Below are 21,821 nucleotides of genomic sequence, written 5' to 3' on the forward strand. Positions count from 1 at the left end.
CCTCGGCGCCCGCGCCCCTTCGCGGGCGCCGAATCCCCGATGCGACACTGCGTTTCCACGGCCCTCTCCTTGATCGCCTGCCTTTCCCTCGTCGCTTGTGAAAAGAGCGGCAGCGAGGGAGGCGCGCCGCCCGCTCCCTCCATCGCCCCCGCGACAACCGTTCCGTCCGGAAAAACCGCCGAGGTCGCGCCGAGCGCCGCGCCGAGCCCGAGCGCTTCCGCGGCTCTGCCCGCCGAGCCGCCGGGGCTCGTGGGGACGTGGGAAGGCAAGTACGACGCAAAGAAGGGCGAGGTCGAGATGCCGCCCAAAGTGAAGGACAAAGTCCGCACGAAGGACGACGGCAAGGTGGCGGTGGGTTCGGGGACGCTCACGCTCACCATCGGCCCGGACGGCGAGCTGAAAGGAAAAACCTCGGGCGCGCTCGGCGCCGCGGCGCTCAGCGGCAAAGTCGAGGGTGACGAGGTGCGCGCGACGTTTTTTCCGGAAGATGCGCTTTCCAAAGAAGCGATGTTCGGCATCGTCCAGGGCAAGCGCAAAGACGACAAGATCGTCGGACGCATCCGTGTGGCGAGCGGGGACGCGTCGATCGTGCGCGAGGCCGAAATCGAGCTGAAGAAGAAGGACTAACCGCGCAATTGCGTCATCGCGAAGACGCCGCGAGGGCCGAGTGCGGCGCGCCGGGCTGTTCGAGCACGGTCCACACCCTCGCTTCGATGAAGACGCGCACGAGGTCGGCGTCGACGTGCTGGTCTTTGACTTCGAGGCCGAGGATGTCGAGCGCGCGGTCGACGGGTACGGCTTTTTTGTAGGGCCTGTCGCTCGCGGTGAGCGCGTCGAAGATGTCGCTGACGCTCATCATCTTGGATTGCAGCGGGATTTCCTCGGCGCGCAGCCGATGCGGATAACCCGTGCCGTTCAAGCGTTCGTGATGCGAGCCCGCGATGACGGCGACGCGTCGGAACTGTTTGCCCCAGGGGATCTGCGAAAGGAACTGGTAGGTGTGGACCACGTGGTTGCGGATTTCTTCGATCTCCGCGGGCGTGAGCGATCCACGCGCCACCGACAAACACGCGACTTCTTCGGAGCGAAGGAGCGGCACGACGTCACCCGAGAAGTCGGTGAACGTCTCGCGCGCGATGGCCTCGATGCGCGCGAAATCACCGCCTTTGAGGACCGAGGGCTCGTTCGCCGCGACGATCGCGGCATACGCGGCTTCGAGCTCGGCCTTGCGCGACGATAACTCCTGATCGAGCGCGACGAGTTCGTCGGCGCGCGCGCCGCGTTGCACGAGCCGGAGCTTGCGTTCGAGGATCTCCACCTCGTACGAGCGCGATGCGATCTCGATACGATGACGGATGATGGCGAGCTCGTGTGGATAGAGCTTCTTTGCCTTCACGAGGACCTGCTCGCGTACGCCGATCTTGCCGAAATCGTGAAGCAGCGACGCGTACTCGAGCTCGCGAAGATCGTCCTTCGTCCATGTGACGCCGCGATAGGGGCCGGCCGTGTCGCGCTCGAGTGCGCGCGCGAGGCCCACCGTGAGGAGCGCGACCCGGCGCGAGTGACCACTCGTCGTGGGATCGCGCTGCTCGATGGCCTCGACGCTGGCGCGGACGAACCCTTCGAGCATGTGATGGATCTCGGTATAAAGAACCGCGTTCTCCAGCGCGATGCCGGCCTGTGATCCGAGCGTGCCGACGAGCTCTTCGCTGCGCGCGTCGAACGGAACAACCTGGTCTTCGACGTCCTCGTCCGAGAGGAGCTTTCGGTCGGCGGCGCGTTTCTTGTTGATGAGCTGGATGACGCCGATGACCTCGCCTTTGCGCGAGAGCAGCGGCATGCACAACATCGACTTCGTGCGATAGCCGATCTTCGCGTCGAACGATCGATCGAAGCCGTACGGCGATACCGCGGGCAGGTCGTAGACGTCGGCGATGTTGAGGGGTCGTTTGTGGAGCGCGACGTAACCCGACATCGATCGGGGGCTCACGGGCAGGGTGAACTCGCGCGCGTCGAAGGGCACGGAGTCGTTTTGCGAGAGCTTGAAGCGCAGGGTGCGGCGGAGCGGATCGGGGTCGTCGCCTTCGACGACGTAGATGCTGCCGGCGTCCGCGCCCGTGATGAAGCGGCTCTTCTCCAGGATGAGCGAGAGCAGCTTGTCGAGCTCGCGCTCGGTGGTGATGGCCTTGGCAATCTCGATGAGCTCGCCGAGCTCGTAACGATAGCGGTTCAGCCATTTGCCGCGCGCCTCGGCGCGGGCCTTCGACTCGAGCAGCTCGCAAACGTTGTGGATGGCGACGTAGAGCTCGTCGGAGCTCGGATCGGGGCTCACGAGCGCGCCGAGGCCACGGTTCAAGGCGCCCGTGACGTCGCCGATGGCAGGGCTGCCGATGAGGACGAGCATGGCCTCGCCCGAAGCGAGTTTGTGCGCGAAGGGGCGGAGCACTTCGCGGCCGCGGTCCCAGAGCGAGCCCGGCGCGAGCACCGCGAAGAGCCGGTCGCTCCGCACCGTGACGAGCATAGGATGCGGCCGAACGACGGTGCGATCGGAGAGACGCGCATCCGACGTGAGGCGCGTCTCGATGATGTTCATCGTCGTGAGCGCGTCTCTGCCGTATCGCGCCGAGCTTCGGGCGACGTCACTTGCCCCGTCGATGAAAAAGCTCACGAGGCGGTCCCTTTTTCGCGCGGCTCGTCCGCGGGCTCGAGGTTCGTCGGGGTCGATTGCGCCGCGGCGGGTCCGTCGCGGCGATCTCGATCGCGGTCACGCTCCTTTTCCGCGCGCCTCGCAGCCACTTCCTGATCACGCTTCTCGTACGCGACGATGATGCGTTGTACGAGCGGATGGCGGACGACATCGACCTCGGTGAAGTGACAAATCGCGATGCCATCGATCCCCGCGAGTAGCTCGCGCGCTTCTGCGAGGCCGCTTCGCGCGCCGTGCGGCAGATCGACCTGCGTGACGTCGCCCGTGACGACCGCGCGCGACGAGTAGCCGAGGCGGGTCAGGAACATGCGCATCTGATCACTCGTCGCGTTCTGCGCTTCGTCGAGGATGACGAAGGAATCGTTCAGCGTGCGGCCACGCATGAACGCGAGCGGCGCGACCTCGATCTGTCCGCGCGAGACGAGCCCCGAGGCTTTGTCGGCATCCATCATGTCGTGCAAAGCATCATAGAGCGGACGGAGGTACGGATTCACTTTCTCGGCGAGGTCGCCCGGCAGAAAGCCGAGCCGCTCGCCCGCTTCGACCGCCGGGCGCGTGAGGATGATGCGTTTCACGCGACGCTCGAGGAGCGCGTGCACGGCCATGGCCATGGCGAGGTACGTCTTGCCCGTGCCCGCCGGCCCGATGCCGAACGTCATGTCGTGCGTACGGATTGCCTGGATGTATCGCTTTTGCGCGATCGTCTTGGCGGTGACGGGTCTGCGCCGCGCGGTCACGAGCACGACGTCTTCGAAGAGCTCGCGCAGCGTGAGCGCGGGGTCCTCGCGGAGGGCTTGCACGGCGCGCACGTAATCCTGCGCGTCGAGCACGGCGCCGCTGCGCAGGAGCTGGGCCGCCTCGGCGAGGAATCGCTCGGCGAGCGCGACCGAGTCGGCGTCGCCGGCGAGGCGAATGATGTTGCCCCGCAGGCTCGCGTCGATGCCGAGTGTCCTCGCCACGGACTTCAGGTGTTCACTCGCCGGACCGGCGAGCGAGACGAGCGTCGTGTTGTCGAGCACCTCGACGTCTGCCGTGATCCGAATGGGCGTGCTGCTGGTCATGGTTCGTTCTGTCGCTTGCTCGTGTCGCCCTGGCCGCGCGTGGCTTGACCCTCTGCGCGTCGCATGCGAGCGTCGTGCCCGCCCGTCGGGCGCGAAGCCGGAAACATTCGCGAATGCTGCATACGAAAAGCGGGGACACGAAGCGCCTCGAAGGAGGCCTCCGCGGGAGCATAGCCAAGGCGGTGCTCTCCGGCGCGCTCGCGTGTGTTTTTTCTGTCCCGGCGGCGCTCGCGCAAGTGCCGCCGCAGCCGCCTGGTCCCAAACCCGCGGCCACGGGGGAAGGAAAAACCCAGGCGAAACCGCCTGCGCCGAAGCCCATGGGGACCGTGCCGCGGCCCTTCGAGCTGCGGAACGTGGTGATTCCGCCGCCCACGCCTGCCGGCCCGCCGCCGCCGCCGCCCGCCGGCAAAACGCCGCCCGTGGTCACGCCGCCGCCCGCGCCCGTGCAGCCGTTTCCGATCGAGGTCGACGTGCCTTCGCGCACGGAGCCGCGGATGGCGCTGGCCGGTTTTCAAGGCGGAATTTTTCTACGTGATCCATCGGACGACATCCGTATGTATGTCCGGGGCCGTCTGCACCTCGATTTCCATTCCTTCCTCGGCGGCGGCGCGAGCGCGCTTCCAGCAAAGGACGGCGGCACGTTGCTCGCGCCGCGTTTTTTCGCTCGCCGCGCGCGTATCGAGCTCGCGGCCGATCTCTTCCGTCGATGGTTTGCCCTGGCCTCCGTGGATTTCGGCGGACAGCCCATAACGAACCCGATGGGCGAGGCGCAGCCGGCGACGTTGCCGCCCGGACAAGCGCCACTCCAAGCGTGGACACGCTTCGCGCCGCCGCAGTCCGTAGGAGCGACGGCACAGCTCGCGAACGCGTACATCGACTACACGCTCCTGCGTCAGTTTCACGTGATGCTCGGGCAACACCAGGCGCCGTTTTCCCTGGAGAACCGCACGGGCAACGATCAGCACCCGTGGATGGAGCGCGTGCTGCCGATTCGAGCGTTCGTCCAGCCGAACGGCAAGGAAATCGGCATGACGATCTGGGGCGATCTCAACGAAGCGCAAACCCTGAGCTACGAGCTCGGCGTCTTCGTCGGCGACGGACCGAATCGACCGCAGGTCGACCGTTACCCCGATTTCATCGGCCGCTTCGTTGTGCGCCCGTTCTCGCGGGGCACGCCGGCGACGAAGGAGGAGTTCGCGGAGAGGTCGAGCAGCCTGGCCGGACAACTCCTGCAACGCTTGCAGATCGGCGTGAGCATGCAGCGCGGCGCGCGTGATCCGGCGTTCGTCGCGTACGACTATCCCGCGATCACGACAGCGCAGGGGTTCGCATTGTGGGATCCGCGGTACCGCGATACACGTGGCAGGCTCGTGCGCGTCTTGCCGTCTGGCGCGCAAAACCGCATCGGCGGCGAGCTGCGCGCGCCGATCGGTCCGTTCGAGCTCCGCGCCGAAGCGTACTGGGTCGACAACGGGACCCGCGAGGCGATCGATGGTCTCGCGTTCGAACACACCGAGCGGCTCGGGAATGTCGAGGGCGTGGGCTGGTACGTGCATGCCTCGGCGTGGCCCGTCGGGGATGCGTACGTGAACGGCGAACCGGGTTTTTCCCGGCCACCCAGGCTCGATCTGTCGGCACCGGAGACCCAAAAGCGAAACGACGACCGGCGCGGGCTCGAGGTGATGGCGATCGCGGCGGGCGTGCAAGCGGCATACGACGGCGCCGCACGTGGAGGCGACTACGATACGGCGACGCCGGGCGCGCCGGGGCGGACGTCGAAGATCTCGGTCTTCCAGGTCGGGCTCGGCGCGACGTACTGGCACACGCGGTTCGTCCGGGTAACGGTGAACTGGCTCGCCTACCACACGCCGGGGAGCGGGACGGGGGAGAACCTCGCGCTCGTGCCGGGAAATTTACTCGAGGATGCGAAGAATCCCGCGCGATCCGCGACGTGGATGCACGAGCTCGGCGCGCGCGCGGCCGTGAACTTCTGAGCCGGCGACGTCACACAACATTTTTGGCCCAGCCACACGCCGCGCGTTAAGGCCCGAGGAGCCAATGCGTCAGTGGATCGCCATCGGTGCCGCCGTGGGGCTCGTGGCCGTCACGCTCCCCATGTTGCGCAAGCACGACGTGGAGCTCGCCGGTCTCCTCGCGAAAAGCAAAATCGAAACGAACGGAGGGCCCGTCGTCACGCGGGAGGTGACGCCACCCCCACTGACCGACATCGACCTGACCCGGATCGACGATCGCGGAAACGTCGCGATCGCGCCGGCCCACGGCAATCGCAAGGCCGAGCTTTCGGTGGTGCCGAAGTACCAGCGTGCGGCCGTGGCGCTTTTGCGCGGCGGGCACGTGCCCGAGGGCGCCGTCGTGATGACCGACATCAAGACGGGTCGGGTGCTCGCGTGGGCGAGCTACGTGGATCAAGGCGCGATGCACGACGTCGCGGCGGAGGCGACGGCGCCTTCGGCGAGCGTGTTCAAGATCGTGACGGCGACGGCGCTCGTGGAGCACGCCGGGCTCGGGCCCAACACGAAGCAGTGTTACTCGGGCGGCGAGCACGCGATCACCGCGAAAGACATGGTCGAGAACAAGAAGCGCGACAAGTGGTGCGCCACGCTCGCGCAGGCGATGGGCCGCAGCTTGAACACGGTGTTCGCGCGGCTCGCGGCCAAACACCTCGATCGCGGCGAGCTCGAAGGGACGGCGCAGAAGCTCGGCTGGGGGCAGGACATCCCGTTCGACGTGAAGCTCGCGCAAAGCACGATCACGCTGCCCGAGGACGACCTCGGCTTCGCCCGCACGGCCGCAGGCTTCTGGAACACGACGCTCTCGCCGTTCCAGGGCGTGAACCTGGCGACGACGATCGCGAACGGCGGCGAGATGGTGCGCCTGTCGATCGTGACGAGCGTGAAGGACGAGGAAGGCGAGATCTACAAGGGTCCGACCGCCCGCATGCCGCTGAAGCGCGTGATGAGCGAGCAGACGGCTCGAGCAATCACGTCGATGATGGAAGAGACGGTGGACTCGGGGACGAGTTACAAGTCGTTCCACGATCGCGCGGGTCGGTCCTATCTGCCGGACATCCGCATCGCGGGGAAGACGGGCACGCTGACGAAGCCGACGCCCGAGGGCCCGTTCTACACGTGGTGGGTGGGCTTCGCGCCCAGCGACAAACCCGAGGTCGCGCTGTCGGTGCTCGTGGCGAACGGCGCGAAGTGGCGCGTGAAAGCGACGCACGTGGCCTCCGACATGCTGCGCGTGTACTTCGCGGACAAGAACGCGCCGGGCGTGCGGAGCCCGTTCGATTCGGGGTCGGTGGCGCGGCGGGATTAGCCTCACCCCCAGCCCCTCTCCCTCGCGGGAGAGGGGAGAAGATCAGAATTCGGTGCGGGGGACGTCGCGCGGCTCGAAGCAGCCGCGGCAGCGCGCCTCGTAGCTCTCGGCGCCGCCGACGAGCACCGTCGTGGCCTTGGGGATGAGGCGCTGCGAGCGGCTCGCAGGGCCGCCGCAGACGGCGCAGACGGCGTGCACCTTCGTGACCTCCTCGGCGATGGCCATGAGTTCGGGCATCGGCGGGAAGGGGCGGCCGAGGTAGTCCTGGTCGAGGCCGGCCGCGATGACGCGCAGGCCGCGATTGGCGAGTTTGTCGCAGACCTCGATGATGCCTCGATCGAAGAACTGTGCCTCGTCGATAGCGACGACGTCGGTCTCGTCGAGCACGCGCTCCTCGATGCTCGCGCTCGTGCCGACGGCCACGGCCTCGACGCTCACGGCCTCGTGGCTGACGATGCGATGCGCGTCGTATCGATCGTCGATGCGAGGCTTGAACGCCTGGACACGCTGGCGAGCGAGGATCGCGCGCTTGATGCGCCGGATGAGCTCCTCGGTTTTTCCACTGAACATCGAGCCCGTGATGACCTCGACGGACCCTGTCGGACGAGCAGGTACCCCGCGCACGGGCGGAGACAGACCCCGGACGGCGGAAAGAGGCAAGGGGAAACGGCAGGCATCGAGTCGCGCCGCCCCCGGCCCGTTACGCAGGCGAGATCAGAAGGGCTCGGATCCCGGGGAATTTCGGAGGTTTGTAGGAGCCCGGTCGCTCGATGAAAACCCTCCGAACGAGGCGCATGCGTTGCGTCGATTCCGGATCTTTCATCGCGCGCGCTGGACGGACGCGTGGAAATCAGGCCCCGCCCTTGTGCAGCTTGTGCCCGTCTCGCGAGTGCATGCTAGGATGACTGCTGTGCAAGTTGTGCTCCGCAAGCTCGGCCGTGGCTCCCGCGCCGTCGTCGGTCGACTGGTACGTGCTCCGCGGAAAGGCTCCGTCGTCGTGATCGAGTTTTCCGACGGGATGCACGAATACGTGACGACGCCGGTCAAGCGGGTCCTCCGGCTCGCGGGGCGGGAAGTGTTCTACATCGAGACCGTGAACTCCCGGTATCGCCTCGAGGTCCGCGGCCGTGAGGTCGCCCTCGACGGAGCGGTCGGCGGGAGCTGACGAGCCCACCTCGATCCCTTCCCCAAATCCTTGCGGGCGGGCCCAGTCTTGGGCAGATTTGCCGCCCGTTTTTCGAACCGAACGACGAGGCTCACGCAGCACATGCTGTGAGAGGGCCCGACGAAGCATCCCCCGAGGAGTCACACGCGATGGGTTACCGTGATCGCCGCAACTCGATCAAGATGAGGCGCCGCAAGGCACAGGTGAAGAAGAAGGCGCGCGCCAAGGCACCGAAGGTCGAGCAGACCACGCAGGAGACCGCAGCGCCGAAGAAGTCGAAGAAGTCCGCGGCTGCGGCGCCGGCGGCTGCTAGCTGAACGACTCCCTCACCCCCATCCCCTCTCCCTTTCGGGAGAGGGGTGGATGAGCTTTACAAACCGTCCCTAGCGCTGCCGGTTTCGCCCTTGGGCGTGGCCGTGTCCGCGGGACGATCGAGGAGCGCCGTGTCGCCCGCGGCGCACTCCTCCGTGTCGACATGCCAGCCGCTCGCGTTGCGCCAGCGTTGGACGAGCTCGGTCGTGCGGAGCTCGGCCTCGTCGATGCGTTGCCACTCGACACGCACGCGCACCTCGGCTTCGTCGCGGTTTTTCATGCGCACGTCCGCAAGCTCGAGATCGACGACGCGCACGCGGTCGCCCCAGGAGGCGTGACGCTTCGCCCACGCGTCACGCGCCGAGAGCGCGACGTGTTCGCGCGCGATGTCCATGCGGCCGAAGCGCAGCGCCGTGTTGTGGTCGTACGCGGCGTCCATGAGCTTGTCCGTCGGCGTCTGCGGCATGACGCAGCCCGCAAAAGCGAGCGCGAGGAGGAGGGCGAGAGATCGGCGCACGTGCCGAAGAGACGCCTTGCACGAAGATCGGGGCAAGTTCTTGGCCTTTCTCGTCAGAACGCGCTCGAGGCGAGGAAGTACGCCTGGCCGCCGGGGATCGCCTTCGCGCTGAAGCCGTAGGCATAACCCACGCGAAGCTGCGTGTTGAGGTAGTAGCCGAGCGAGAGGCCAAGCCAGAGCTCGGCGCCGATCGACGTGTGGAGCTTGGGCGCGTCGATGAGCGCGCCGTTCGAGAGGAACGAGACGTCGTCCCGCGTGAGCTTGTCGAACGCGCCGCCGTAGTCGACGAAGAGGTTGCCGTCGAGGCGGCGGACGAAGAAGGGGAGCGTGGACAAACCCCAGTCGGGCTTGATGATCGGGAAGCGGTACTCGGCGTTCGTGAGGAGGTACGCGCGGCCCGCCGCGCTGCCGGGCGCGTAGCCGCGCAGGACGAAGGAGCCGTCGTAGATGCCCGTCGTGACCGTGTCGACGATGCTGACGTTGTCGAGGTCGTAGCCGCCGACGAAGAAGAAGCCGTCGCGCGGGTAGGTGCCCGCGGCGATGCCGCCCGCGACGCGCAAGGCGAGCGTGTGCAGGCCGCGCCAGGGCATGGGGATGTAGCCGGCCATGGAGGTCTCGGCCGTCTGGAGGGTGAAGTCGCTGCCGGTCGGCGGGCCCGCGTATTCGACGGCGAAGCGCATCGAGTAGCCGCGGATCGCGCCGGCCGCGTCGAGCGAGCCTTCGACGTTGGAGAAGGAGTAGGACGCGCGGACGGTGCCGATCGTGCCGCTGATGGGCAGGCGCGTGCGCGTGGCGTAAGGATCGGGCTGGGTTTGTCCGGGGAGCTCGGCGCGGAAGCCGGTGACCGAGTAGGCGAGGCTCAAGCTCTGATCGGTGAACTCGCCCGGCATGCGGTAGACGATGCTCGACGAGAGGCCGATGCCGCGCTCGTCGTAGGGGACGTCGCGGCCGTTGATGCGGTAGCCCTGGTAGCGCGGGGAGACGGCGTAGAAGAAGCGGAGATTGAGATCGACGGGGAGACGGCGGTAGGCGTAGTCGAGGTTCACGCGCGGCGCGGGCGCGGCGAAGTCGGCGATGAGCTCCGCCTGGAACTCGTGAAAGCCCGCGACGTCGGCGCCGAACGTGTTCAGCGTGAGCGCGTTCTGGCTGTAGTTGCCGGGGCCGAAGGAGACGCCGTAGTTGCGCGGCGCGAGCGTGGAGAGCGCCCGGTACGGGGTCTTCTGCATGAGGACGCGCTCGGGCTCGGGTGGAGGATCGGGGCGATCCGTGGGCGCCTGTGGCGCGTCGAGGAAACGCGCCGGGTCGAGCGGCATCGCGTAGAGGTCGTAGCCCTTCGAGGTGTAGCCGACGTAGACGAGTGTCTTGTCGTCGGGGCTTACCGCGGGCTGGAGCGCGCCTGTGCGGACGTTCGTGACTTGCTTGAGCGCGCGGCTTCCGACGTCGTAGGCGTAGATGTTCGGGATGCCGCTGCGATCCGAGGAGAAGTAGAGGGTCTTTCCGTCGCTCGACCAGGTGGGGTTCGCGTCGAGGGCGCGGTCGCGCGTGATGTTCTGGAACGAGCCGGTGGCGACGTCGACGATGCGGACGTCGCGGTAGCCGCCCGTGGTCCACGCGCTGTAGGCGATGGAGCGGCCGTCGGGCGAGAAGCGCGGCGTGTAGGCCTGCTCGAAGCGCGCGCTCGGGACGAGGTCGCGCCGGTTCTGGATGTGGCCCTCGGGGTCGAGGTCGGCGATCTCGAGGAACGTCGTGCCCTTCGTGTTGACGGTGAACGTGATGCGACGGCCGTCAGGACTGATGTCGGGCGCGCCGGCGCGTAGGCCGGTGGTGAGGCGATGGCGCGCGGCTTCGTCGCCACGTGGCGCCGTCTTGCCGTTCTCGACGCGGTAGAGGTCGTCGCGGCGGTAGACGATCTTGAAGGGGCCGTTGCTCTGGTGGAAGTGATCGCCGGCCGGCGAGAACGCCGAGGCCGAGGCGCCGCGGGTGCGGGCGACGAGCTTCGTGTCCTCCTCGAACGCGTCATGGCGGGCGTTGAAGCGCCCGCGGTAGATGCCCTCGCGGGCGTTGTAGTCGTCGCGGTAGTAGACGAGCTCGTCGGCGTCCGTGGCGCGAGCGTTTCGCGGGACGAACCTCGGGTAGAGGACGTTGCGGCCGTGGCGGGTGAGGCGCACGCCTTCGCGCAGGCCCCGCGCTTCGACGGCGCGTACCTGCGCGGCGTACTTGAGGCGGAGGTGATCCTTGAAGCCCTCGAAGAGCTCCTCGTACGTCCGGCCGGTGGCGCGGCGGATCGAGCGGTTGATGCCCCAGGGGATGACGTTCTGGCCGTAGTCCGCGGCGACGGCCGTCATCGTGTGGCCGCCGTAGACGTCGGTGACCCAGCCGAGGAAACGCGAGCCGTAGAGGTACCAGATGTTCCCCTGCGGCCAGCGCATCGAGGTCGACGACATCTGATCGAGCCGCGCGATGTTGTCGTCGAGCACGTCGGCGCGCAGGAACATGTCGAAGAGCGCGGAGCGCAGGCGGCCCGCGCTCGACTCGCGCGATTCGTACACCGTGGCGAGGCCCTCGATGATCCATCGCGGCTGCACCTGGTTCGGTGCGTACGACTTGCCGAGGATCGCGTTGGCGATCGCGGGCAGCCCCGAGATGTTGTCGAGGTGCAGGATGTGCGTGTGCTCGTGCGTGATGAGGTCGAGCAGCCAGTCGTCGTAGTCGCCGAGCGGCGAGAGGTCCTCGGGCGCGGTCGCGTAGAGGCGGACCGTGTTGAAGGGCAGCGCCGTGGCCGAGCCGTTCGCCGAGTCGACGTCGTCCGTCAGCACGATCTCGGTGATGCTGCGCGGGCGGTTTCCTAGCGCGACGGTGAGGCGCGCGTGGATGGCTTCCGAGACGCGCGCCACGCGCTCGGCGAGCGGCGTGAGCGTGGTCGGGTAGTGGACGCGGAAGTGCGCCGTCTCGATCGTTTGCCAATCGAGATCCGGGTCTCCGACGGCCTCGGCGGTGCGGGGCACGGCGAGGGCCAGCAAGAGCGCGGCGCCTACGAGGGCCGCGCGGCGTTTCGAAAAAGGCTTCACAGGTCGTCGTAGAACATCGGCTCGCGGTTCCGCGCGTAGCGGTAGACGAGCTGCCTGCCCTCGTTGCCGATCTGGGTGAGTCGCGCGCCGAAGCCGGGCTCGGAGGAGCCGCTCGCTTCGCGCGTCCATTGCACGACGCCCTTCGCGTAGAACTCGTAGTCGCCGGGGAGAAGAACGCGGAGCTGCACCTCGGCGCCGAGCTTCGGGATGCGGTAGGTCGAGACGAAGATGCCGCCGTGCTCGATGACGTCGTTGCCGGAGAGGCCCTTGTAGAAGTTCGAGGAGCTGTGCGTGCCGAGCTCGACGTCGACGGCGCGTGTGCCGGGCGGAGGCGCGTGCTCTTTGCTTCGCGCGGGCGCGGGCGCAGGCGTGGCCTTCGCGGGCGCGGGCGTGGGCTGCGGATCCCTGCGCGGCTCGGCCTTGGCAGGCGCGGGCGTGGGCGCGGGCTCCTTGGCCTTCGCGGGCGCGGGGGCCGGCGTGGGCGCGGGCGCGGGCTGCGGCGCAGGCGCGACGGGCTGCGGCGCGGGCGTGGCCTTCACCTCGACGACGGGCTGCGGCGCGAAGATCGGCGCGGGCGCAGGCTCGGGGGCGATCTGGAGGACCGGCGCGGGCTTGATGATCTCGACGGGCTCGGGCGCGGGAGCGGGTGCAGGCTTCGCTTGCGCCAACGGTTCGGGCGCGGGAACGGGTGCAAGTCTCGCCTCCGACACAACCGGTTGAAGCGCGGGAAGGGGTGCAGGCTTCGCTTGCGCCAACGGTTCGGGCGCGGGAACGGGTGCAGCCTTCGCTTGAGCGAACGGTTCGGGTGCGGGAAGGGGTGCAGCCTTCGCTTGAGCGAACGGTTCGGGCGCGGGAAGGGGTGCAGCCTTCGCTTGAGCGAACGGTTCGGGTGCGGGAACGGGTGCAGCCTTCGCTTCAGCGACCGGCTCGGGCGCGGGAGCGGGCGCGGGCTTCGGTTCCGCGACGGGTTGAGGCGCGGGCGCGCCCGTGCCCTTGTACTTCGCGAGCGCGTTCACCTTCGCGAGCGACGCGGCGACCGCTTCGAGCACCGTATCGACCGCGGGGTGATCGACGTCGAGCGCCTGCACGTCCGCGAGGACCTTGCGCACGTTCTTGAGGGCGACGTCGCGGCCGTCGAGTACAGCTCCGTTACTGCGCTCGATCTTGTGCAGGATGCCCATCGTCTTCGCGATGGGCTCGGCGGCTTCGAGGAGCTCGTCCGGCGCGTCGTCGGCACTCTGCAGGGCACCGAGCGCTTCGGCGAGGGATGCGCGCGCGGTCTTTGCGAGCTGAGCGGGTTCCACGGTCCTCCTCCAAGAAAGCGCGCCTGTCGCGGAGCGCGGCGTCAGCCTAGCAAAGGCTCCGGCGCAAGAAAGAGGCGGGCGAGGGCTTCCGCCGGGGCAGGCGCGCCGTCGATCTCACCGCGGACCAGGATCACCGCGCCGTCCCCCGTGCGAATCACGGCATGGCCCCCCTCGGCGTACCCCTCTCCAGGCTCCAGCGCTTCGGGAAAACGCGGCGCTTTGCGGGCCTCGAGCACGGTGACGAGCGTGCCCGCGATCTCGGTGAAGGCCCCGGGCGCAGGCGCGAGGGCGCGGATGTGCCGAAGGACGCGATCGGTGGGCCAGGTCCAGCGGATCGCGTGCTCGTCCTCGCCGAGGGCCGGCGCGTACGTGACGAGGTCTTCGTCTTGCGGGATCTCGGCGATCGTCTCGCCGCGGGAGAAGCGCATGCAGGTGCGGCGCAGGGCGCGGAGCGAGGGGCGATCGAGGGCGCGCGCGAGATCCCAGCCGGTCCAGCGCGGATCGATCGCGAGCTCTTCCTGTTCGAGGATCGCGCCCGTGTCGTACTCCTCGGCGATGCGATGCACGGACACGCCGGTCATCGCGTCGCCGCTCAAGATCGCCCACGTCGTCGGATCCGGGCCACGATGGCGCGGCAGGAGCGAGGGGTGCACGCCGATGCCGCCGAGCCGCGCGGCCTCGACGACGCGCATCGGCAGGCGCGTGGTCCAGAACCAGCTCACGACGAGATCGGGCGCGAGGCGCCTCACCCGATCAAGGAGCGCGGGATCGGTCACCTTGGGTCGGACGAGGACGCGCTCGCCGAACACGCGCCGCGCGCGACGCACGCCGAGCGCGTCCTTGCGGCAGACGGCGCAGAGCTCGATCGAGTGCCCGTCCTTCGCGAGCAGGAGCGCGGCGAGCGGCAGGCCAAAAAACGCGATGCGGAGCGGCATGGCCTCTCTCCCTTACCCCAAAAATTTTCCCGCTCCGTAGGGCCCTGGTAGCAATCGCGGCCATGGCGTCATCCCTGCGCCCTTCGTTTCACCCGGCCCTCAGACCCGGGCATCGGTTCGACCCGGCTGCAGCGAGGCGACCGATCCTGGTGTTCGAGGACGTGCACAAGGCCTACCGGGCCGACCAGCCCGTGCTGCGGGGGATGTCGCTCACGATCGAGCGGGGAGAGTTCGTCTTCATCACGGGGCCCTCGGGCTCGGGCAAGAGCACGCTCCTGCGCCTCGTGCATCGCACCGACCGCGTCGACGAGGGGCGGATCCTGTTCCTCGGCCGCGACGTGGGGCGCCTGCGCGAGGAGTCGATCCCGGCCTTGCGCCGGAACATCGGGTACGTGTTCCAGGACTTCAAGCTCGTGCCGAGCTGGACCGTGTTCGACAACGTCGCCGTGGCCCTCGAAGTCGTGGGCCTGCCGCCGCGGCTCGTGCGCAGCCGCGTGGGCGAGACGCTCGAACGCGTGGGGCTCGCGGGGCGCGGCGACGAGGAGGCCAAGCGGCTCTCGGGCGGCGAGCAGCAGAGGGTCGCGATCGCGCGGGCGATCGTGGGCGAGCCGGCGCTCATCCTCGCGGACGAGCCGACGGGCAACCTCGATCCGCAGCTCGCGATCGATATCCTCGGCCTGTTCGAGGACATCCACGAGACCGGGACCACGGTGCTCTTCGCGACGCACGATCGGACGCTGCTCGACGTGCGTCCGCGGCGCGTCGTGGTGCTCGACGCCGGCAAGGCGACGGACGCGCCGAACGGGCTCGACGTCGCCGGCGCGGACGCCCCGATGAATCTCGTGGCGTAGGGGGAGGAGTTTCGGATGGCGAGCGAACGGTACGGCGTGCGAGTGCCCATGAAGGCCTGGAGACCCGGGCGAGGGGACATGCGCGTGCACGTGCAGTCGATCTTCTCCCTCGCCGTCGCGTTCGTGTGCCTTGCGGCGTCGCTGCTCGTGGTGACGAACCTCTCGGCGGTGCGTGATCGCTGGTCGCGGGCCGGGCGCGCGACGGTGTACCTGCGCGACGGCGTGGCCGATCCCGAGGTGAACGAGCTCGTCCGCGCGCTCGAACGTACACCCGGCGTGAAGCGCGTGCGGCACGTGACGAGCGTGGAGGCGCGGCGCGAGATCGTGGTCGACGAGTCCGACGCGGCGCTCGCGTCGCTGCCGCCGGCCGCGTTTCCGGCCTCGCTCGAGCTCGGCTTCACGGACGACATCGGCGAGACCGATCTCCAGTCGATCGCGCTCAAGCTGCGGGCGCTGCCGGCGGTGGAGACGGTCGAGACGTATCAGCGCTGGACCGAGCGCCTCTCGTCGCTGCTCGGCGGCGGTGTGTCGGCGAGCGCGGCGCTCGCGGTGGTCGTGATGTGCGCGGTCTTCAGCGTGATCAGCTCGACCATGCGGCTCTTGCTGAGCCGAAGGCGCACCGAGGTCGAGGTCTTGAAGCTCGTCGGCGCGACGAACGAGTTCGTGCGGCGTCCCTTCGTGATCGAGGGCGCGATGCAAGGCGCGGCGGGCGCGGCGGCGGCGATCGCGCTGCTCGGCGGGTTGTTTTTCCTGGTGCGCGGGCGCTTCGATCACGAGCTCGCGAATCTGCTCGGGCTCTCGCCCTCGTTCTTGCCCTGGACCGTCTCGCTCGGGCTCGTGCTCCTCGGCGGCGCGCTCGGGGCGACGACGGCGCTCGTGAGCCTGCGCCGGATGGCTGCGATCTGACATGAGGCGCCGCACGTCGATCCTGCCGGTGTTGCTCCTCGCGCTCGTCTCGGGCGCGGCGCGAGGCGGCACGCCCGTGGAGTCGCTGCCCGTGCAGGCGCCGAGCGCGCTCTCGTCCGTCGCGGATTTCGAGCGACTCTTGAAGCGGATCGACGACGAGCAACGCGCCGTCGAGGTCGAGCTCGCGGGGATCGATCCGCACATCGAGACCTTGCGCAAGCGCATGCTGGCGCGCGGTCGGGCCTACTATCGCCACGTGCACGCGGGTCTCTTGCCCGTGGGGGAAGGGTTCGACGCGCTCGTCGATCACGCGGCGCGGGTCGAGCGGGTTCGTCGCGCCCTCGAGCGCGACATCGCCGATGAGAAGGCGCTACTCGAACGTCGCACCGAGCTCGAAGGTCGCATCCTGCGGCTCCGCGCCGAGCGCGCGCCGCTCGAGCTGCAGCGCGAGGCCATGATGCGGGCCAAGCGCGCGCTCGAAGCCGAAGACGAGCGCAGGGCGGCGTTCGCACGCGCCTTCGAATCGTCGTCACGCCCGGATTACGTGGCGATTTACGGCGCCGACAGCGGGCCTCGCGACGCGGACGCGCGCCTCGGGTTCGAGGCGCAGAAGGGTCGCCTGCTCTTCCCGGTCGCAGGGCGCGCCGAGGTGCGGCGCTCGTCGAAGCACGGCGTGAGCGGCGTCGAGCTCTTCACGCAGCCTGGCGCGGCCGTTCGCAGCGTCGCCGCGGGTCGCGTGGTGTTCGCGGATCGGTACGACAGTTACGCGCTCACGGTGATCGTCGATCACGGCGATCGTTACTACAGCGTGTACGCGAGCCTCGGCGGCACCGAGCTCCGCGCGGGTGATCCCGTGGCCGCGGGCGCGCGCGTCGGCACGGCGCCGACGGCAGGGCAGGGCGACACCGTGTACTTCGAGATCCGCCACGGCGCGACGCCGCTCGATCCCGGCCCCTGGCTCGGGCTCTAGCGCATCACGCGACCTCGGACGCGAGCGCGACGCCCCAGCGCGGCAGCGTCACCGTGAACGTCGAGCCCTCGCCCGGCTGGCTCTTCGCCGCGATCTTCCCGCCGTGCGCCTCCACGATCTGCTTCGCGATGAAGAGGCCGAGCCCGAGCCCTCCGTAGTGCTTGAGCGACACCGCGCGCTCGAACCGCTCGAAGATCCGCGCGCACGCCTCGGGCGCGATCCCCATCCCGTGATCCGTGACGGAGATCCGCGCCGCGTCACCGTCGTCCGTGATCACGACCTCGATGGGCCGGCCGCCCCCGTACTTCACCGCGTTCTCCAGCAGGTTCGAGAGAACCTGATCGATCCGCAACGGATCCCAGCGGCCGACGAGCGACGAACACGAACGCAGCTCGATCTTGGTGCCCGTCTCGTTCGACTCCGAAGCGAAGCGCTCGGTCACGTCGCGGGCGAGCGCGCAGAGGTCCACGGTTTCAGGCTCGATCGCGAGCTGACCGGCCGTGATGCGTGTGACGTCGAGCAGGCTCTCCACGAGCCGCGTGAGCCGGAAGATCTGCCGCGAGCAGCGCTCGACGCGTCCGGTGAGTTGATCGTTCAGGAGCCCCGCGCGCTTCAGTGTGCGTTCGAGCCCTTCGAGCTGGAGCTGCAGCGGCGTGAGCGGGGTTCGAAGCTCGTGCGAGGCGATCATGAAGAACTCGTCGCGCGCGCGGATCGCCTCCTGCGCCTCGCGGTAGAGGCGGGCGTTGTCGAGCGCGATGCCGAACCTGCGCCCGAGCTCCTGGGCCACGGCGAGGTCCGCCGGCGTGTACCGGCCTCGCGCCGCGCGACGCACGAGCTCGACCACGCCGAGCCTGCGTCCGCGCAGCTCGATCGGGACGCAGATGTACGAGATCGGCCCGAGCGAGCGCAAAAGCTCGGGGCTCGTCCCGAGCACGCGCGCCATGCAGGGGAGGTTCTCGATCACCTCGTGGAGGACCTTGCCGCCGCAGCGGAACGTGTAATCGGCGCCCTCGCGCCGCCCGATCGCGCGCGAGAGCTCCTTCGTGAGCTCTTCGTTCCCGATCTGGTTCGCGGCGGCGCAGACGACGAGGGCTCCCTGCTCGTTCGCGAGGTCCACCAAGCAGAGATCGCCGAGCAGCGGGATCGCGCGCTCGGTCGCCTTCTGCAGCGTGCCTTCGGTTTCGAGCGAGCTCGTGAGCAGGAGCGTTGTCTCGTCGAGGAACGCCTGGATCTCCTCGGCGCGCTTCTGCTCGGTGAGGTCTCGCATCACGGTGGCGAAGCCCCGCAGCTCGCCGTTCTCGTCGTGCACGGGCGAGAGCCGGAGCTCCGCGCGGAACTGCGAGCCGTCCTTGCGCACGAGAACGCCCTCGCCGAGGAAGTGGCCGTTGCGCTTGGCCCCGGCGAGCGCCTCCTCCGGGCTGCCCTGCTCGACGTCGCCCTCCGTGTAGAACGTCGACACGTGCGTGCCGAGGATCGCGCTCTGCTCGTGGCCCATGATCCGCGTCGCGCCGGCGTTCCAGCTCGCGACGCGCCCGTCGGGGTCGAGCATGAAGATCGCGTAGTCCTTCACGGACTCGACGAGCAGCCGGAAGCGCTTCTCGGCCTCCTCGGAGGCGCGCCGCCGCGCTTCCTCTTCGGCCAGCATCACCATCCGCGCGTGGAGCAGCCGATCCGTCTCGTGCTTGTAGAGCGCGATCTCGATCGCGCCGCGCAGCTCGCGCTCGTTGAACGGTTTGACCAGGTACCCGAAGGGACTCGTCGTCTTCGCGCGGACGATCGTCTCCTCGTCGGCGTACGCCGTGAGGTACACGATCGGGATGTCGAGCTCCGCGCGGATCCGTTCCGCGGCCTCTACCCCGTCCATCGACCCTTCGAGGCGGATGTCCATCAGGACGAGATCGGGTCTCCGCGCGAGCACTGTTTCGATCGCGCGCTCGCCGGACGCAGCCGTGCCCGAGACTTCGTATCCCAGGGATCGCAGCGTGTTTTCGAGGTCCGCGGCGACGATCCGCTGATCCTCGACGATGAAGATCTTCCGCTTCGCGTCGCTCATGATTGCGTCGGGCTCAGGGGGAAACGCACCACGAACTTCGTGCCGGAGTCTCGCTGGAGCTCGATCGTCCCGTGGATCTGCTCCGCCAGGATGCACACGAGCTTGAGGCCCAGCGTGCCGGCGTCGCGGAAGTCGACGTCGGGCGGAAAGCCGATTCCGTCGTCCTCGACCTCGAGGACCACCTCGTCCCCGCGCCGTTTGAGCCCGACCCGCACCGTTCCATTTCGACCGTCCGGGAACGCGTGCTTGATCGCGTTCGAAACGAGCTCGTTCACCACGAGCCCGCACGTGATCGCCGCGTCGACGCCGAGCGGTACGCCCTCGGCGTCGAGGGCGAGCGCGACGTGATCGGGGCTCACGCCGTACGTGTAGAGCAATCCCGCCGCGAGGCTCCGCAGGTACTCGGCGATCTCGACACGCGCGAGGTCCTTCGACTGGTAGAGCTTCTCGTGAAAAAGCGCGATCGATCGGACGCGCGTCTGGCTCTCCTTGAAGAGCTGCAGCGCGTGCGGGTCCGTGATCTGCCCCATCTGCAGGTTCAGCATGCTGGAGACGATCTGGAGGTTGTTCTTGACCCGATGGTGGATCTCCTTGAGCAAGACCTCCTTCTCCTGAAGCGAGGCGCGGAGCTTCTTCTCGACCATCTTGCGCTCGGTGATGTCGCGGATCGCGGCCGCGACGAGCAGGCCCTCTTCCGTTTCGATGGGGCTCAAACTAATTTCGACGGGGAACTCGGTGCCGTCCTTGCGACGGCCGTAGAGCTCGAGGCCGGAGCCCATGGGGCGTACGCGCGGGTCGGAGAAGAAGCTCGCGCGGTGCTGGATGTGCCGGTCGTGGATGCGATCGGGGACGAGGGCCTCGATGGGCTGGCCGAGGAGTTCGGCGCGCGGGAAGCCGAAGACACGCTCGGTTTGCGAGTTGCAGAGGAAGATCTTGCCCGCGGCGTTGACGATGACGATCGCGTCGGGCGCGGCTTCGAGGAAGCTCCGGAACTTCGCCTGCACGCGGTTGCGCTCGGTGACGTCGCGGATCGCCGCGGTGACGAGGATTCCGTCGCGCGTGCGGATCGGCGAGAGGCTGATCTCGACGGGGAACTCGGTGCCATCCTTGCGGCGCCCGTGCAGCTCGACGCCCGCGCCCATCGGTCTCGGGCGCGGCTCTTCGGCGTACTGCGTGCGGTGCTTGACGTGCTCGGACCGCAGGCGCTCGGGCACGAGGATGTCGATCGACTGACCGACGAGCTCGCCGCGCTCGTAGCCGAACATGCGTACGAGCTGGGTGTTGACGAGCATGATCGAGCCTGCGGCATCCACCATCACCATGGCGTCGGGCGCGGCCTCCAGGAGCTCGCGAAAGCCCTCCTGCGTGGCCGTCCTCGCCTCGTCTTCAGCCAATGCGCTGCCGTTCGCGCTCGGATGCACGAGTTGCACGGTTCCTGGTCTCCCCACCATGAACAGAAGGCCGTCGGGCTCGACCAGGGCACATCCGGCGGGCGAATACCGCTGGATTTCCGGCCCGGCCGTCGCTGATGTTTCGGCGCCGTACTACTTTGGATCCATAGCGTGACGAGCGCCAAACGCTACCGCGCAGCACGGAGGAGCCTGTCGGATTGCGGCTTTGGTGGCAGGCGATCGGAAATGTGAAAACGGGTCGTTCGCACGGCTCGTTCGCTCGCCCATGACGGACGCGAAGAGCTCCGCTAGAGAGCTTGGCTGATGGCCTTCACCCGCCGCCGCGCCCTCCTCGGCCTCGCCGCGTTCTCGATCGGCGCCTGTCGCAGCAAGCAGACGCCGCCGTCGCCGGTGGACGGACTTCGCTGGAAAGACCTCTCTTTCACGCCGGAAGAGGAGCGCGCCCTCGTCCTCGCCGCGCCGTCCACGCGGCCTCTGCCTGTGCTCGTCGCGCTGCATGGTCGTGGCGAATCGGGGCGTGGGCTCGAGGTCGGCGCGTTTGCGTGGCGGGATGATTACGGCCTCGATCGGATCGATCGAAGGCTTCTCGCGCCGCCGCTGACAGGTGTGGATCTCGAAGGGTTTGTCCGACCCGACCGGCTCGCGCAGATGAACGACTCGCTCGCAAAACACCCGTACGAGGGGCTCGTCGTCGCGTGCCCGTACACGCCCGTCGTCGCGGATCGATCCGAGAAAGGCGCCGCGCCCTTCGGCCGATTCGTGACCGACGTGCTCCTGCCGCGCGTGCGCGCCGAGGCGAAGGCGTCCTCGGATCGCGCGGCGACGGGCATCGACGGCGTCAGCATGGGCGGACGGCTTGCGCTCTTCGTCGGGTTCGCGCACCCGGAGATCTTCGGCGCGGTCGGTGCGCTCCAGCCGGCGTTGAAGCCCGAGGAGGCCCCGGTCTTCGCCAAGCTCGCGCGTGCGGCCATGGACCGGCAGCCGTTCGCGCTGAGGATCGTGTCGAGCGACGACGATCCGTTCCTGCCAGCCGTGCGGGCGCTCTCCGCGGCGCTCGCAGAGGAAAAGGTCCCGCATCAGCTCGTCGTGACGCCGGGGCCGCACGATTACGCCTGGAACCGAGGGCCCGGTGGGGCCGAGATGCTGCTCTGGCACGAGCGCGTCTTGCGCGGCTTGCCCGCCCCCTGAGCGCCGCCGCGCACAAAGCATGGTAAGGCGTCG

Annotated in this window: 18 protein-coding genes; 9 read left to right on the plus strand and 9 right to left on the minus strand. The window is 68.6% G+C overall.

Translation table 11 applies throughout. The annotated features are described in order from the left end of the window. Window positions 1-39: 39 nt before the first annotated feature. A complete protein-coding gene (locus tag KEG38_RS00305) occupies window positions 40-627 on the plus strand; it encodes a hypothetical protein (protein ID WP_272416933.1) in 588 nt (195 codons plus the stop codon). 13 nt (window positions 628-640) lie between these two features. On the opposite strand, the gene KEG38_RS00310 is transcribed toward KEG38_RS00305, so the two are convergent. Both KEG38_RS00310 and KEG38_RS00315 read right to left on the minus strand, forming a co-directional pair. Then, window positions 641-2,668, minus strand: a complete 2,028-nt coding sequence (locus tag KEG38_RS00310; protein ID WP_272416934.1) for an HD family phosphohydrolase — start codon at window positions 2,666-2,668, stop codon at window positions 641-643. Beyond that, window positions 2,665-3,768 (minus strand): PhoH family protein, encoded by a 1,104-nt coding sequence (locus KEG38_RS00315; RefSeq protein ID WP_272416935.1) that lies wholly within the window; start codon window positions 3,766-3,768, stop codon window positions 2,665-2,667. Before KEG38_RS00315 ends, KEG38_RS00310 begins: the two co-directional genes overlap by 4 nt. Window positions 3,769-3,881: 113 nt before the next feature. Between KEG38_RS00315 and KEG38_RS00320 the strand changes: the two genes are divergently transcribed. Beyond that, window positions 3,882-5,762, plus strand: coding sequence for a porin (locus KEG38_RS00320; protein WP_272416936.1), 1,881 nt, complete (start codon window positions 3,882-3,884; stop codon window positions 5,760-5,762). A gap of 64 nt (window positions 5,763-5,826) precedes the next feature. Next, a complete protein-coding gene (locus KEG38_RS00325) occupies window positions 5,827-7,107 on the plus strand; it encodes a penicillin-binding transpeptidase domain-containing protein (protein ID WP_272416937.1) in 1,281 nt (426 codons plus the stop codon). A 42-nt stretch (window positions 7,108-7,149) separates the two neighbouring features. On the opposite strand, the gene KEG38_RS00330 is transcribed toward KEG38_RS00325, so the two are convergent. Continuing rightward, complete coding sequence (locus KEG38_RS00330) at window positions 7,150-7,731, minus strand: thymidine kinase (protein WP_308215611.1); 582 nt, start codon at window positions 7,729-7,731, stop codon at window positions 7,150-7,152. 286 nt (window positions 7,732-8,017) lie between these two features. Here KEG38_RS00330 and KEG38_RS00335 point away from each other — a divergent pair, with 286 nt between their 5' ends. Both KEG38_RS00335 and KEG38_RS00340 read left to right on the plus strand, forming a co-directional pair. Further along, the gene (locus tag KEG38_RS00335) at window positions 8,018-8,272 is read left to right on the plus strand and encodes a hypothetical protein (protein ID WP_136933470.1); all 255 of its coding nucleotides are present in this window, start codon (window positions 8,018-8,020) and stop codon (window positions 8,270-8,272) included. A gap of 149 nt (window positions 8,273-8,421) precedes the next feature. Continuing rightward, a complete protein-coding gene (locus KEG38_RS00340; RefSeq protein WP_272416938.1) occupies window positions 8,422-8,589 on the plus strand; it encodes a hypothetical protein in 168 nt (55 codons plus the stop codon). A 53-nt stretch (window positions 8,590-8,642) separates the two neighbouring features. Here the strand turns inward: KEG38_RS00340 and KEG38_RS00345 are convergent, their stop codons facing one another. Genes KEG38_RS00345 through KEG38_RS00360 form a run of 4 tightly spaced genes read right to left on the minus strand, consistent with a single transcriptional unit; the run spans window position 8,643 to window position 14,408 of the window. Continuing rightward, complete coding sequence (locus KEG38_RS00345) at window positions 8,643-9,101, minus strand: hypothetical protein (RefSeq protein WP_272416939.1); 459 nt, start codon at window positions 9,099-9,101, stop codon at window positions 8,643-8,645. Window positions 9,102-9,154: 53 nt separating this feature from the next. Then, on the minus strand, window positions 9,155-12,169 hold the full coding sequence (locus KEG38_RS00350) for a BamA/TamA family outer membrane protein (protein ID WP_272416940.1): 3,015 nt from the start codon (window positions 12,167-12,169) through the stop codon (window positions 9,155-9,157). Beyond that, the gene (locus KEG38_RS00355) at window positions 12,166-13,473 is read right to left on the minus strand and encodes a hypothetical protein (protein ID WP_272416941.1); all 1,308 of its coding nucleotides are present in this window, start codon (window positions 13,471-13,473) and stop codon (window positions 12,166-12,168) included. The genes KEG38_RS00350 and KEG38_RS00355 overlap by 4 nt, the downstream gene beginning before the upstream one ends. A gap of 41 nt (window positions 13,474-13,514) precedes the next feature. Beyond that, window positions 13,515-14,408: a methionyl-tRNA formyltransferase gene (locus tag KEG38_RS00360; protein ID WP_272416942.1), complete on the minus strand. Its 894-nt coding sequence runs from the start codon at window positions 14,406-14,408 to the stop codon at window positions 13,515-13,517. Between the two features lie 62 nt (window positions 14,409-14,470). On the opposite strand from KEG38_RS00360, the gene ftsE reads away from it, so the two are divergent. From ftsE to KEG38_RS00375, 3 genes are read left to right on the plus strand one after another with little or no spacing between them, the layout of a single operon-like run. Continuing rightward, entirely contained in the window at window positions 14,471-15,259 is a 789-nt protein-coding gene (ftsE, locus tag KEG38_RS00365) for a cell division ATP-binding protein FtsE (RefSeq protein WP_272416943.1), read from the plus strand. Between the two features lie 15 nt (window positions 15,260-15,274). After that, window positions 15,275-16,165 (plus strand): cell division protein FtsX, encoded by an 891-nt coding sequence (locus tag KEG38_RS00370; RefSeq protein WP_272416944.1) that lies wholly within the window; start codon window positions 15,275-15,277, stop codon window positions 16,163-16,165. Between the two features lies 1 nt (window position 16,166). Continuing rightward, window positions 16,167-17,135: a murein hydrolase activator EnvC family protein gene (locus tag KEG38_RS00375; RefSeq protein WP_272416945.1), complete on the plus strand. Its 969-nt coding sequence runs from the start codon at window positions 16,167-16,169 to the stop codon at window positions 17,133-17,135. A gap of 4 nt (window positions 17,136-17,139) precedes the next feature. Here KEG38_RS00375 and KEG38_RS00380 read toward each other — a convergent pair whose 3' ends face one another. After that, window positions 17,140-19,188, minus strand: a complete 2,049-nt coding sequence (locus tag KEG38_RS00380; protein WP_272416946.1) for an ATP-binding protein — start codon at window positions 19,186-19,188, stop codon at window positions 17,140-17,142. Then, window positions 19,185-20,618, minus strand: coding sequence for a sensor histidine kinase (locus KEG38_RS00385; protein ID WP_272416947.1), 1,434 nt, complete (start codon window positions 20,616-20,618; stop codon window positions 19,185-19,187). The genes KEG38_RS00380 and KEG38_RS00385 overlap by 4 nt, the downstream gene beginning before the upstream one ends. Window positions 20,619-20,903: 285 nt before the next feature. Here KEG38_RS00385 and KEG38_RS00390 point away from each other — a divergent pair, with 285 nt between their 5' ends. Next, a complete protein-coding gene (locus KEG38_RS00390) occupies window positions 20,904-21,788 on the plus strand; it encodes an alpha/beta hydrolase (RefSeq protein WP_272416948.1) in 885 nt (294 codons plus the stop codon). The last annotated feature ends 33 nt before the right edge of the window (window positions 21,789-21,821 follow it).

The organism is Polyangium jinanense (genome assembly GCF_028435265.1).
Lineage (GTDB): Bacteria > Myxococcota_A > Polyangia > Polyangiales > Polyangiaceae > Polyangium > Polyangium jinanense.

What these genes read in the sequence shown, in the direction of transcription:
- KEG38_RS00305 (WP_272416933.1), top strand. Translation starts at nt 40, where the DNA reads ATGCGACACTGCGTTTCCACGGCCCTCTCCTTGATCGCCTGCCTTTCC.
- KEG38_RS00315 (WP_272416935.1), bottom strand. Translation starts at nt 3,768, where the DNA reads ATGACCAGCAGCACGCCCATTCGGATCACGGCAGACGTCGAGGTGCTC.
- KEG38_RS00320 (WP_272416936.1), top strand. Translation starts at nt 3,882, where the DNA reads ATGCTGCATACGAAAAGCGGGGACACGAAGCGCCTCGAAGGAGGCCTC.
- KEG38_RS00325 (WP_272416937.1), top strand. Translation starts at nt 5,827, where the DNA reads ATGCGTCAGTGGATCGCCATCGGTGCCGCCGTGGGGCTCGTGGCCGTC.
- KEG38_RS00340 (WP_272416938.1), top strand. Translation starts at nt 8,422, where the DNA reads ATGGGTTACCGTGATCGCCGCAACTCGATCAAGATGAGGCGCCGCAAG.
- KEG38_RS00360 (WP_272416942.1), bottom strand. Translation starts at nt 14,408, where the DNA reads ATGCCGCTCCGCATCGCGTTTTTTGGCCTGCCGCTCGCCGCGCTCCTG.
- ftsE (WP_272416943.1), top strand. Translation starts at nt 14,471, where the DNA reads ATGGCGTCATCCCTGCGCCCTTCGTTTCACCCGGCCCTCAGACCCGGG.
- KEG38_RS00370 (WP_272416944.1), top strand. Translation starts at nt 15,275, where the DNA reads ATGGCGAGCGAACGGTACGGCGTGCGAGTGCCCATGAAGGCCTGGAGA.
- KEG38_RS00375 (WP_272416945.1), top strand. Translation starts at nt 16,167, where the DNA reads ATGAGGCGCCGCACGTCGATCCTGCCGGTGTTGCTCCTCGCGCTCGTC.
- KEG38_RS00380 (WP_272416946.1), bottom strand. Translation starts at nt 19,188, where the DNA reads ATGAGCGACGCGAAGCGGAAGATCTTCATCGTCGAGGATCAGCGGATC.
- KEG38_RS00390 (WP_272416948.1), top strand. Translation starts at nt 20,904, where the DNA reads ATGGCCTTCACCCGCCGCCGCGCCCTCCTCGGCCTCGCCGCGTTCTCG.